The sequence below is a fragment of the Sphingomonas sp. GM_Shp_1 genome, from assembly GCF_026540895.1.
In the GTDB taxonomy this organism is placed as follows: domain Bacteria; phylum Pseudomonadota; class Alphaproteobacteria; order Sphingomonadales; family Sphingomonadaceae; genus Sphingomonas.
On sequence record NZ_JALNUR010000060.1, the window covers coordinates 1 to 11,733 of the forward strand.

General features: G+C 66.5%; 10 protein-coding genes. 5 read left to right on the top strand and 5 right to left on the bottom strand.

The genetic code is table 11. From position 1 onward, the window contains the following. The 4 genes from OXQ33_RS16950 to OXQ33_RS16965 form a co-directional block, all read left to right on the top strand. A partial coding sequence (locus tag OXQ33_RS16950; protein ID WP_267435921.1) for a beta-galactosidase family protein occupies window positions 1-1,958 on the top strand: 1,958 nt, incomplete at its 5' end. Between the two features lie 239 nt (window positions 1,959-2,197). Continuing rightward, window positions 2,198-3,406 (top strand): aminotransferase class I/II-fold pyridoxal phosphate-dependent enzyme, encoded by a 1,209-nt coding sequence (locus OXQ33_RS16955; protein WP_267435923.1) that lies wholly within the window; start codon window positions 2,198-2,200, stop codon window positions 3,404-3,406. Continuing rightward, the gene (apaG, locus tag OXQ33_RS16960) at window positions 3,403-3,801 is read left to right on the top strand and encodes a Co2+/Mg2+ efflux protein ApaG (protein WP_267435924.1); all 399 of its coding nucleotides are present in this window, start codon (window positions 3,403-3,405) and stop codon (window positions 3,799-3,801) included. Before OXQ33_RS16955 ends, apaG begins: the two co-directional genes overlap by 4 nt. Beyond that, window positions 3,798-4,577: a LysR family transcriptional regulator gene (locus OXQ33_RS16965; RefSeq protein ID WP_267435925.1), complete on the top strand. Its 780-nt coding sequence runs from the start codon at window positions 3,798-3,800 to the stop codon at window positions 4,575-4,577. Before apaG ends, OXQ33_RS16965 begins: the two co-directional genes overlap by 4 nt. Before the next feature lie 467 nt (window positions 4,578-5,044). Here OXQ33_RS16965 and OXQ33_RS16970 read toward each other — a convergent pair whose 3' ends face one another. From OXQ33_RS16970 to parE, 4 genes are all read right to left on the bottom strand, one after another. Beyond that, window positions 5,045-5,959, bottom strand: a complete 915-nt coding sequence (locus OXQ33_RS16970) for an Hsp33 family molecular chaperone HslO (RefSeq protein WP_267435927.1) — start codon at window positions 5,957-5,959, stop codon at window positions 5,045-5,047. A 117-nt stretch (window positions 5,960-6,076) separates the two neighbouring features. Then, window positions 6,077-7,000 (bottom strand): ornithine carbamoyltransferase, encoded by a 924-nt coding sequence (gene argF, locus OXQ33_RS16975; protein ID WP_267435929.1) that lies wholly within the window; start codon window positions 6,998-7,000, stop codon window positions 6,077-6,079. Between the two features lie 49 nt (window positions 7,001-7,049). Next, window positions 7,050-8,240 carry an aspartate aminotransferase family protein gene (locus OXQ33_RS16980; protein ID WP_267435931.1) on the bottom strand — a complete coding sequence of 397 codons (1,191 nt, stop codon included), beginning with the start codon at window positions 8,238-8,240 and terminating at the stop codon, window positions 7,050-7,052. Between the two features lie 91 nt (window positions 8,241-8,331). After that, window positions 8,332-10,311, bottom strand: a complete 1,980-nt coding sequence (gene parE, locus OXQ33_RS16985) for a DNA topoisomerase IV subunit B (RefSeq protein WP_267435933.1) — start codon at window positions 10,309-10,311, stop codon at window positions 8,332-8,334. A 151-nt stretch (window positions 10,312-10,462) separates the two neighbouring features. Here parE and OXQ33_RS16990 point away from each other — a divergent pair, with 151 nt between their 5' ends. Next, a complete protein-coding gene (locus OXQ33_RS16990) occupies window positions 10,463-11,320 on the top strand; it encodes a hypothetical protein (protein WP_267435935.1) in 858 nt (285 codons plus the stop codon). Window positions 11,321-11,535: 215 nt separating this feature from the next. Here OXQ33_RS16990 and OXQ33_RS16995 read toward each other — a convergent pair. Beyond that, window positions 11,536-11,733, bottom strand: a 198-nt coding sequence (locus tag OXQ33_RS16995) for a GcrA family cell cycle regulator (protein ID WP_276040286.1), incomplete at its 5' end; no start/stop codon positions are given.

An 11,733-nucleotide genomic window follows, 5' to 3' on the forward strand; every position in this document is an offset into this window, starting at 1 on the left:
CGCTCGCCCATGGCACCCATGGGGAAAGCGGCGGGGCAGGCATGGAAATGACGCCGACCCCATCCGCCACGATCAAGGCGTTTCGGGAGAGTGATGTGAGGCAGGCGGTTCGATCCACGATCATCGGCGGGATTCTGGCGGCGACGGCGCTGTCCCCGCTCGGCGCACAGGCGCCCACCGCCAATGACGGCCCCGCCCGCAGCTTTTCGGTGCAGGGTAAGGGCTTTGTGCGCAACGGCCAGCCGCATCAGGTGATTTCGGGCGAGATGCACTATGTCCGCATTCCGCGCGCCTATTGGCGCGACCGGTTGCGCAAGGCCAAGGCGATGGGGCTGAACACCATCACCACCTATGCCTTCTGGAACGCGCATGAGCCGCGTCCCGGTGTTTATGATTTCAGCGGCCAGAACGACATCGTCGCCTTCATCCGAGATGCGCAGGCGGAGGGGCTGGACGTGATCCTGCGCCCCGGACCCTATGTCTGCGCCGAGTGGGAGTTGGGCGGTTATCCCGCCTGGCTGCTCAAGGACCGCAAGCTCGTCCTGCGCTCGACGGATCCGAAATATACCGCCGCCGTCGACCGCTGGCTGATGCGGCTGGGGCAGGAGGTGAAGCCGCTGCTGCTGAAGAATGGCGGGCCGATCGTCGCGGTGCAGCTCGAGAATGAATATGGCGCATTCGGCAGCGACTTGGAATATCTGCGCGGGCTGGAGGCGAGCTACAAGCGCGCCGGGTTTGCTGACGGCATCCTGTTCACCAGCAACCAGGGCGGCGACCTCGCCAAGGGCTCGCTGCCCAACCTGCCCTCGGTCGTCAATTTCGGCTCAGGGGGCGCGCAAAGCTCGGTCGCCAAGCTGGAGGCCTATCGCCCCGACGGCCTGCGCATGGTCGGCGAATATTGGGCGGGCTGGTTCGACAAATGGGGCGAGAACCATCACGAGACCGACGGTAAGAAAGAGGCCGAGGAAATGGCCTATATGCTCAAGCGCGGCTATTCGATCTCGCTCTACATGGTGCATGGCGGCACCACCTTCGGCTGGATGAACGGCGCGGATTCGCACACCGGCAAGGACTATCATCCCGACACTACCAGCTATGACTATGACGCGCCGATCGATGAGGCGGGCAATCCCCGTTACAAGTACGGCCTGATCGCCGCTGCCATCGCCGAGGTGACCGGCAAGCCCGCCGCCCCGACGCCCGCGCCCACGGTGGCGACGACCTTTCCGGTCTCGGCGATCCGGCGCAGCGCGTCGCTCTGGGACAATCTGCCGGCCCCGGTGCGCTCGGCCCAGCCGATGACGTTCGAGGAACTCGACCAGAATTACGGTTACGTCCTCTACCGCGTGACCGTGCCTGCTGGTGCGGCGGGGCCGCTGACGCTGAAGGGTATGCACAGCTATGCCCAGGTCTATCTGGACAAGACCTTGGTCGGTACGCTGGACCGGCGGCTGGATCAGGAGACGGTCGAACTGCCCGCGCGGGCCAAGCCGACCACGCTGAACGTCCTGGTCGAGAATACCGGCCGGGTGAATTACTCTCACGCGATCCGCACCGAACAGACCGGTCTCACCGGCGCGGTGACTCTCTCGGGCCAACCTCTGCGCGACTGGCAGATGTTCCGCCTGCCGATGGACGACCTCGCGAAGCTGAAACTTTCGGCCAAGCCGTGCACCGGGCCTTGCTTCTACGAGGCGGAGATGACGGTGGCCAAGCCCGGCGACACCTATCTGGACATGCGGGCTGCGCATAAGGGGCAGTTGTGGCTCAACGACCATAATCTGGGTCGCTTCTGGAGTATCGGGCCGGTCCACACCCTCTATACGCCTGGGCCATGGTTGAAGGCGGGGGCGAACCGGATCCTGTTCTTCGACCTGACCGGCGATGAGAGCGACAGGCTGACCACGGTGGACAAGCCCATCTGGGGCAAGGTTACGAACCATCGCGAGGCGCAGTAGGGGAGCGAGGGGGGGGGCTGCCCCTCCACCACCCGGCTGCGCCGGGCGGTCCCCCTCCCCAAGCCATGCTTGGGGAGGAATGGACGTTCTTCAATCCTCCCCATCTCCGATGGGGAGGGGGACCGCCGGGCGGAGCCCGGTGGTGGAGGGGCAAAGCCCGGCGTCCGGTAACGATGACCATCCCCTTCAATGACCGAATATCCTTGAACCCCGCCTCCCGGACCGGCAAATGGGCGGGCATGAAGCGCAAGACTGGCCAGGACCGTTCGATCACCACCAAGTGGCGTCCCGCGACGCAGGCCGTGCGCGGCGGCACCGCGCGGTCGGAATATGGCGAGACGTCGGAGGCGCTCTTCCTGACCTCGGGCTATTGTTACGACCGGGCGGGTGACGCGGCGGCGCGGTTCGCGGGCGAGCAGGAGGGTATGACCTATTCCCGCCTCCAGAACCCGACCGTGGAGATGCTGGAACAGCGTATCGCCCTGCTCGAAGGCGCGGAGGCGTGTCGCACCATGGCCTCGGGCATGGCGGCGATGACGGCGGTGCTGCTCTGCCAGTTGCAGGCGGGCGACCATCTGGTCGGCGGGCGCGCGGCGTTCGGGTCGTGCCGCTGGCTGACCGACACGTTGCTGCCCAAGTTCGGCATCGCCACCACCGTCGTCGATGCGCGCGACCCGCAGGCGTTCCTGGATGCGGTGCGCCCCGAGACCAAGGTCTTCTTCTTCGAGACGCCTGCCAATCCGACCATGGACGTGGCGGACCTGGAGGCGATCTGCGCCATCGCGCGCGAGCGTGGCATCACCACGGTCGTCGACAATGCCTTCGCCACCCCTGCGCTCCAGCGGCCGATGGAGTTCGGCGCGGACGTGACCGCCTATTCCGCCACCAAGATGATGGACGGGCAGGGCCGGGTGCTGGCGGGCGCGGTGTGCGGGACCGAGGATTTCATCACCAACACCCTGCTGCCCTTCACCCGCAATACCGGGCCGACCCTGTCGGCGTTCAACGCCTGGGTGGTGTTGAAGGGGCTGGAGACGCTGGACCTGCGTATCCATCGCCAGTCGGAATCGGCGATCAAGGTCGCGAAGTTCCTGGAAACCCGCGTGCCCCGCGTCCTGTGCCCCGGCCTGCCCAGCCATCCGCAGCACGAACTCGCCATGCGCCAGATGAAGGCGGCGGGCAGCATCTTCGCGATCGAACTGGATGGCGGACGCGAACAGGCGCATGGCCTGCTCGACGCGCTGGAGCTGATCGACATCTCGAACAATATCGGCGACTCGCGCTCGCTGATGACCCACCCCGCTTCGACCACCCATGCCGGGGTCGCGGAGGAGAAGCGGATCGAGATGGGGATCGGCGAAGGGATGCTGCGCCTCAATGTCGGGCTGGAGGATGCGGACGACCTGATCGACGATCTCGACCAGGCTCTTCGCGTCGTGGGTCTGTGAAGGCGCTCTTCCCCCATGCGCTGACCACCGGTCCGGTGACGGTTCGGGTGTCGGTCAGCTATCTGCCCGAACAGTCCGAGCCGCAGCGCGGGCGCTGGTTCTGGGCCTATCATGTCCGTATCGAGAATGACGGCGAGCAGCCGGTGCAGTTGCTCACCCGCCGCTGGATCATCACTGACGGGCGCGGCGCGCGCCATTCGGTCGAGGGCGAGGGCGTGGTCGGCGAGCAGCCGGTGATCCAGCCGGGTGCGTCTTATGACTATGTCTCGGGTTGTCCGCTGGCGACGACCAGCGGTGCGATGCAGGGCAGCTATCGCATGGTCGGCGCGGACGGCGTGACCTTCGACGCGGCCATTCCCCAGTTCGCACTGGTCGCCCCGGCGGTGGAATCATGAAGCGGACGCATCTGCCGCTCAATGGGCTGCGCGTGCTGGACGCCGCGGCCCGCCATCTGAGCTTCACCCGCGCCGCCGATGAGCTGGCGGTGACCCCGGCGGCGGTGGGGCAGCAGATCCGCGCGCTGGAGGATACGCTGGGCGTCGTCCTGTTCCGCCGCACCACGCGCGGGCTGGAACTGACCCCGGAGGCCGAGGCGGGCCTGGCGCCGCTGCGCGCCGGTTTCCTGCAATTCGAGGATGCGGTGCGCGCGATGCAGGCGGGCCAGTCGTCCAAGTCGTTGACCATCGCCGCACCGCGCGACGTGACCGAGAAATGGCTGATGCCGCGCCTGGCTGCCATTGCCGCGAGCGACCCCGATTTGCGCTTCTCGCTGATCGCGTCGGACGAGGGGCTGGACTTCACCGAGGCCAATCTGGACCTCGCCATCCGCTGGGGCGACGGGCCCGGCGGGCTGGAGGGCGAGGCGATCGAGTCGGACGGGATGATCGCGATCGGGCCGGAGGATGCGCCGCTGATCGCCTGGCCGGGGGCGCCGGAAGAGGGTACGCCGCTGGTCCGCGTGACCGATGCAGGGCTGGCGATCGATGCGGTCGCGGCGGGGCTGGGCCGTGCGGTCGTGCCGCAACTGCTCGCCGAGCGGGATTTGGCCGAGGGGCGGGTCGTCGCGACAGGCGAGGCGGTGCCCTCACGCATGGGTTACTGGCTGGTCGCCCCGTTGCCGCAATGGCGGCAGCAGAAGGTCAAGGCCCTGGTCGAGGCTTTGGGGGGCTAACCCCCTGCCAACCGACCCGACCCCGGCGAAGGCCGGGGCCCCGTTGCCACGTCGTTCATGGCGCGCCGCGACGTCGCCCAGGCCGGATCGACATTCACCCATTCCTCCCCTGTAAGGGGAGGTGGCAGGCCGTCAGGCCTGACGGAGGGGTGTCGCGCTATCGAGAGGGGGACACCCCTCACCCAAGCTGCCCTAGCCAGCAGGCTGACAAGCTCCGCTAACCCTCTCCCCTGTCCAGGGGAGAGGGAGTAGCATGAATGTCGATTGACCCTGCAAATCATCCCATCGACACCGCAACTGGGCCCCGGCCTTCGCCGGGGTCGGGCGTGTGGTTATCGATACTACGCCAATTCCTCCCCAAGCTGGCTTGGGGAGGGGGCCGCTAGGCGCAGGCTGGTAGTAGAGGGGCAGATCCCCCGCCGTCAGTCCTGCGGGCTGTCGCCCCCTCTTACAGAGGAGGAACAGGTTTAAGCCGTCGCCTCGGCGTCGTAGCGGACCGGGAACTTCTTGGCGCAAAAGGCGCAATCCACCTGGATCAGGCCATCGGCGTCCGCCATGTCGCGGCGTTCCTGGACCGAGAATTTGGTGATGACGCTGGCGATATAGTCCGCCGAGCACCGGCAACCGCGCACGATCGCCGGGGCCTGGGTCACCCGGACATCCTGTTCCTCGTTGAACAGGCGCCACACCAACGTCTCCAGCGGCAGCGCCGCATCGGCCAGTTCCTCGGCCTCCATGGTCTGGCCCAGCGCCTGGACATGCTCCCATTCGGGATGGTCGAGCTTGACGTGCAGACGCTCGCGGCCTTCCTCGCCCTCGGGCAGATGCTGGAGGAACAGGCCGCCTGCGACGGTACGGCCGTCCGGGCCCTTGCTGATCCCGACGCGCAACAGGCTGGGGATCTGCTCCGACTGGGTGAAATAGCTCTCCGCCGCCGCCGACAGCGTCTCGCCGTCGATCGGTACGATGCCCTGATAGCGCTCGCCGGTCACCGCCAGGTCGAAGGTGATCGCCAGATAGCCCTGACCGAACAGCGCGAACAGCGTCGGGTCGGCGGGAAGCTCGGCCAGCTTGTCGGCATCGAACTGGACATAACCGCGAAGCTCGCCACCGCGATAGTCGCACACCAGCAACTGGATCACGCCCGTATCGCTGCGCGTCTGGATGGTCAGTTGGCCGTCCGCGTCCTTCAGCGTGGTGCCGATCAGCGCGGTCAGGGTCAGCGCCTCCGCCAGCAACCGCTCGATCGCCGGGGGATAGGCGTGCGCCGTCAGAATCTCGTCCAGCACCGGGCCCAGCCGGACCAGACGCCCGCGCGCATGCTGCTCGGGAATGGTGAAACCGATCGCACGGTCGAGTTCGGGCAGGGTGATGTCGGTCATGCTCGTGCCTTTACGCTCCGGTTGGCGGCCGGGCGATATGGTGCCGGTCTGGCAGGGAAAGAGGAAAGGCCGACGAACCCGCCGGCCTTTCCTTAGATAGGATGGGTCGCGCGGCGATCAACCGATCTGGCCGAAGCACCAGCGCAGGACCGATTTCTGCGCGTGGAGCCGGTTCTCCGCCTCCGGCCAGATCAACGACTGCGGGCCGTCGATGACCGCGCCCGTCACCTCTTCCTCACGATGCGCGGGCAGGCAGTGGAGGAACTTGGCGTCGGGCTTGGCGAGCGCCATGAGGTCGGCATTGACCTGATAGGGCATCATCGCCGCCAGCTTTTCCTCGGCATGGGCCTGGCCCATCGAGATCCAGGTGTCGGTGACGACGATGTCGGCGCCCTGGACCGCCGCACGCGGATCGGTGGTGCAGGTCGCTCGGCCCCGGCCCAGCTCCAGCGTGCCGGGCTCCGGGTGATAGCCATTGGGGCAGGCGGCAACCACGTCGAAGCCGAGCAGCCCGCCCGCCTCGACGATCGAGTGCAGGACATTGTTGCCGTCACCCAGCCAAGCGACCTTCAGGCCGGACAGGGTCTTGCCCGCCTCGATCACGGTCAGCAGGTCGGCCATGATCTGGCAGGGGTGCGACAGGTCGGTCAGGCCGTTGATGACCGGCACGGTCGCATAATGTGCCATTTCCTCGACCTTGGCATGGTCGTCGGTGCGGATCATGATCGCATCGGTATAGCCCGACAGGATGCGCGCGGTGTCGGAGATGGTTTCGCCGCGGCCGAGTTGCATCGTCCCCGCGTCGAGCATGATCGAGGTGCCGCCCAACTGGCGGATCGCCATGTCGAAGCTGACACGGGTGCGGGTCGAGTTCTTCTCGAACACCATCGCCAGCGTGTGACCGCTAAGCGGCGCATCGGCATCGACGCGGCCCTTGGTGAAACCGGCGCGGGCGGCCTTGCGGGCCTGTGCGTCAGCCAAAATGGCGGTCACACCCTCGGGACCGGCATCGGCGAGGTTCAGGAAGTGGCGGATCGTCATGGGGCAATACTCCGTCCCCCGGCGGGCGGTGCCGCCGGGGTGGCAAAGATCAATCGTCGGCGGCGGGGACATAGACGCGCGCGGCGTCCGACAGCTTCGTCGCGAACTCGGCGATGTGGCTCTCGTCGATGGTCAGCGGCGGCAGGATGCGGATGACATTCTCGCCCGCCGCGACCAGCAGCAGCCCGTGATGGTCGCGGCAATGCGCGACGAAACGGCGGCTGTCGCTCTTCATCTTCAGCCCCTGCATCAGGCCGTGGCCGCGCACTTCCTCGAACAGATGGTCGAAGTTCGGGATCATCTGCTCCAGCGTCGAACGCAGCCGCTTACCCATCGCCTCGACATGGTCGAGGAAGCCCGGCTCCTGGATCACGTCGAGCACCGCCTCACCGGCGGCCATGGAAAGTGGGTTGCCGCCATAGGTCGAGCCATGGGTGCCGATCACCATGCCCTTGGCCGCTTCCTCGGTCGCCAGGCATGCGCCCAGCGGGAAGCCGCCGCCGATTCCCTTGGCGACCGCCATGATGTCGGGCGTCACGCCGTACAGCTCGTGCGCGAAGAACTTGCCTGTGCGGCCGTAACCGCACTGCACCTCGTCCAGCACCAGCAGCAGGCCATGCTCGTCACACGCCTTGCGCAGCCCCTGGAGGAACTCCATGCTGGCGGGACGCAGGCCGCCTTCGCCCTGGATCGGCTCGACCAGGAAACCGGCGGTGTTCTCGTCGATCAGCGCCAGCGCCGCCTCCAGATCGTCGAATGGCGCATAGGCGAAGCCGGGCAGCAGCGGCTCGAACCCGTCGCGCATCTTGGGCTGGTTGGTCGCCGAGATCGCGCCCAGCGTCCGGCCATGGAACGCGTTATTGAACGTGATGAGCGTGTGGCGCTGCGGATTGCCATTGGCGAAGTGATAGCGACGCGCGGTCTTGATCGCGCACTCGACCGCCTCGGCGCCCGAATTGGTGAAGAACACCGTGTCGGCAAAGGTCGAATCGACCAGCCGCTGGGCGAAATGCTCACCCTGCGGGCTGCCATACAGGTTCGACACATGCATCAGTGTCGCGGCCTGTTTGGCGATCGCCTCGACCAGTTTCGGGTGGCCATGGCCCAGCGCATTCACCGCGATTCCGGCGGCAAAGTCCAGATATTGCTCGCCATTCTCGCCATACAGGTAGACGCCTTCGCCTCGGACCGGACGCACCCCGCACCGTGGGTAAACGGGCATCAGGGCGGTGATGGTCACGGGACGTCTCCTTCAAACAGCAAAGGGCGGCTCGAAGGGCCGCCCGATGCCACGTTAGCCGATCGGAAAAAGCGAAACAACACCCGCCCGGTCAGGCGTCGATCACCTCTTCATCCAGCCGTGCCGCATTTTCCTGGATGAAGGCGAAGCGGTGGGCGGGGTTGTTGCCCATCAGCCGGTCGACCAGGTCCTTCACGCCCGCGCGCTCCTCATATTCCTGGGGCAAGGTGATGCGGATCAGGCTGCGGGTCGCGGGGTCCATGGTGGTTTCGCGGAGCTGGCCGGGGTTCATCTCGCCCAGGCCCTTGAAGCGGGCGACATCGACCTTCTTGCCCTTGAACGCGGTGCGCTCCAGTTCGGCGCGGTGGGCGTCGTCGCGGGCATAGAGCGATTTGGCGCCGACCGTCAGGCGATAGAGCGGCGGTTGCGCCAGATAGAGATGCCCGCGCCGGACCAGGTCGGGCATTTCCTGGAAGAAGAAGGTCATCAGCAACGTGGCGATATGCGCGCCGTCCACGTCCGCGTCGGTCATGATGACGATCTTCTCGTAGCGTAGCTGGGTCGGGTCGCAATCCTTGCGGGTGCCGCAGCCCATGGCGAGGGTCAGGTCGGCGATTTCCTGGTTCTGGAGGATCTTGGCCGAGGTGGCGCTGGCGACGTTCAGGATCTTGCCGCGGATCGGCAGGATCGCCTGGGTCTTGCGGTCGCGCGCCTGTTTCGCCGAGCCGCCTGCCGAGTCGCCCTCGACGATGAACAGCTCGGTGCCCTCGGGGCTGTCGGCCGAACAGTCCGTCAGCTTGCCGGGCAGGCGCAGCTTGCGGGCGGAGGTGGCGGTCTTGCGCTTGACCTCGCGCTCGGCCTTGCGGCGCAGGCGCTCGTCCATCCGGTCGAGCACATAGCCGAGCAGCGCCTTGCCGCGATCCATGTTGGCCGAGAGATAATGGTCGAAATGGTCGCGCACCGCCTTTTCGACCAAGCCCGCCGCTTCCGGGCTGGTGAGCCGGTCCTTGGTCTGGCTCTGGAATTGCGGTTCGCGGATGAAGACCGACAGCATCAGTTCGGAGCCGACCATGACATCGTCGGCGGTGATGTCCTTGGCCTTTTTCTGGTTCACCAACTCGCCGAAGGCGCGCAGCCCCCGCACCAGCGCCTGGCGCAGGCCCTGTTCGTGCGTACCGCCATCCGGCGTCGGGATGGTGTTGCAATACCAGCTATAGCTGCCGTCGCTCCACAGCGGCCAGGCGACCGCCCATTCGACGCGGCCCTGTTCGGCAGGGAAGTCCTGATTGCCCGAGAAGAAATCGGCCGTGGCGCATTCGCGGCCGCCGATCTGCTCCTTCAGATGGTCGGCCAGACCGCCGGGGAACTGGAAGACCGCATCGGCGGGCGTGTCGTCGGTGATCAGCTCGGGCGCGCAGTGCCAGCGTATCTCGACCCCTGCGAACAGATAGGCCTTGGAGCGGACCAGCTTGTGCAACCGGGCGGGCTTGAAGTTCAGTTCGGGGCCGAAAATCTCGGTATCGGGCGTGAAGGCGACGCTGGTACCGCGCCGATTGGGGGCGGCGCCCACCGTCTCCAGGGCGCCCAGCGTTTGCCCGCGCGCGAAACGCTGGCGATAGAGCACCCGTTCGCGTGCCACCTCGACCACCGTGTCGGACGATAGCGCGTTGACCACCGAGATGCCGACGCCGTGCAGGCCGCCGGAGGTCGCATAGGCCTTGCCGGTGAACTTGCCGCCCGAGTGGAGCGTCGACAGGATCACTTCCAGCGCCGACTTGTCGGGGAATTTGGGGTGCGGATCGACCGGGATACCGCGCCCATTGTCGACGATGGTCAGGCGGTTGCCCGGCTCCAGTCTCACCTCGATCCGGTTGGCATGCCCCGCCACCGCCTCGTCCATCGCATTGTCGAGGACTTCGGCGGCCAGGTGGTGCAGCGCGCGCTCGTCGGTGCCGCCGATATACATGCCCGGACGACGGCGGACCGGCTCCAGCCCCTCCAGCACCTCGATCGAGGAGGCGTCATAGGCGGGCTGGGGACGGGCACCGCCCGCGAACAGGTCATTGGACATAACGGGAACTATAGGCGCTGTGAGGCCCGCGCGCCAGCGTTGTGGCGCCCCCGCCAATTGCGACAAAACTTTGCCCATGTTGGTTTTCGGGATATTTCTTCCGCACCCACCCGTTGCGCCGAAACCTAAAGCCAAGGGTACGGGAGTTTTTATGGTCAAGTTTTGGATGGCGGGGGTCGCCGCCTCGGCGCTGTTCGCCGCGCCCGCGATGGCGCAGGACAGCTATGCCGATACGGACGAAGCGCCCTTTTCTGGCGTCTATGTCGGCGGCAGCTTCGGTTATGACGTGCAGGGCAACGATGTCGGTTCGCGCATGCTGTTCGACCGCAATCTGGACGGCAGCTTCGGCGATGTCGTGACGACCCCGACGGGGGCCAATGCCTTCTCGCCGGGCTTCTGCAACGGCCGTGCGCGCAGCGTCCTGTCGCCCCAGAACGCCGCGACCGGTTGCGACAACGACAAGGACGGCATCGCCTATTATGGCCGGGTCGGCATCGACCATCAGGTCGGCAACATCGTCTATGGCGCGGTCGGCGAATTCGGCAAGTCCGAGATCAACGACAGCGTGTCGGGCTTTTCGACCACGCCCGCCTGGTACACCTTCACCCGCAGCATCGACTGGGAAGCCTCTGTGCGTGGGCGTCTGGGCTATGCGGCCAACAAGACGCTGTTCTATGGCACGTTCGGCGGCGGCTATGCGCGGATCAACCGCAGTTTCACCACGTCGAACGCGACCAACGCCTTCGCGCTCAGCGGTGACCGCAACCAGTTCGGCTTCCTCGGCGGCGGCGGCATCGAGCAGAAGATCGGGCGCAACTTCTCGATCGGCATGGAATATATGTACCACCAGTATCGCGACGACGACACGCGGGTGCGGGTGACCCAGGGGTCGGCGCTCGCGAACAATCCGTTCGTGCTGGCGCCGAACACGGCGGGGACGGACATCCGCCGGTCGGACGACAAGTTCCGCTGGCATTCGCTGCGCGCGACGGCGGCGTTCCGGTTCTGAGGTGAGGGGGCGGTTCCAGTTGGGGGCGCCCCTTTTCCTTTGAGGCGAGCTTGGGGCGTGGGCTTCGACTTCGCTCAGCCTGAACGGAGGTGGGTATCATGCCCATATCCCTCATGCCGTTCAGGCTGAGCGAAGTCGAAGCCCAAGGGATTACACCAGCCACGAAAAAACCCGCCGGTCGCAAAACCGGCGGGCTTTTCCTCATCGACCCCGAATCAGCGGACGCGCGGGCCGCCGAAGGGCAGGGGCGGCGGCGGGCGACGGTCGCGGCGGGGGAGCTGCGCCTGATAGGCGTGGCCGCAATGCGCGACGCAATAGGGGAAGCCCGGATTCACCTTCTCACCGCAAAAGTGGAAGTCCGGCTCGCCCGGATGGCCCAGCGGCCATTTGCAGATGCGGTCGTTGAGGTCGAG

Excerpts from the sequence above, each read along its gene's own strand:
- OXQ33_RS16990 (WP_267435935.1), top strand. The coding sequence starts at position 10,463 with ATGGTCAAGTTTTGGATGGCGGGGGTCGCCGCCTCGGCGCTGTTCGCC.
- OXQ33_RS16970 (WP_267435927.1), bottom strand. The coding sequence starts at position 5,959 with ATGACCGACATCACCCTGCCCGAACTCGACCGTGCGATCGGTTTCACC.
- OXQ33_RS16965 (WP_267435925.1), top strand. The coding sequence starts at position 3,798 with ATGAAGCGGACGCATCTGCCGCTCAATGGGCTGCGCGTGCTGGACGCC.
- argF (WP_267435929.1), bottom strand. The coding sequence starts at position 7,000 with ATGACGATCCGCCACTTCCTGAACCTCGCCGATGCCGGTCCCGAGGGT.
- parE (WP_267435933.1), bottom strand. The coding sequence starts at position 10,311 with ATGTCCAATGACCTGTTCGCGGGCGGTGCCCGTCCCCAGCCCGCCTAT.
- OXQ33_RS16955 (WP_267435923.1), top strand. The coding sequence starts at position 2,198 with ATGAAGCGCAAGACTGGCCAGGACCGTTCGATCACCACCAAGTGGCGT.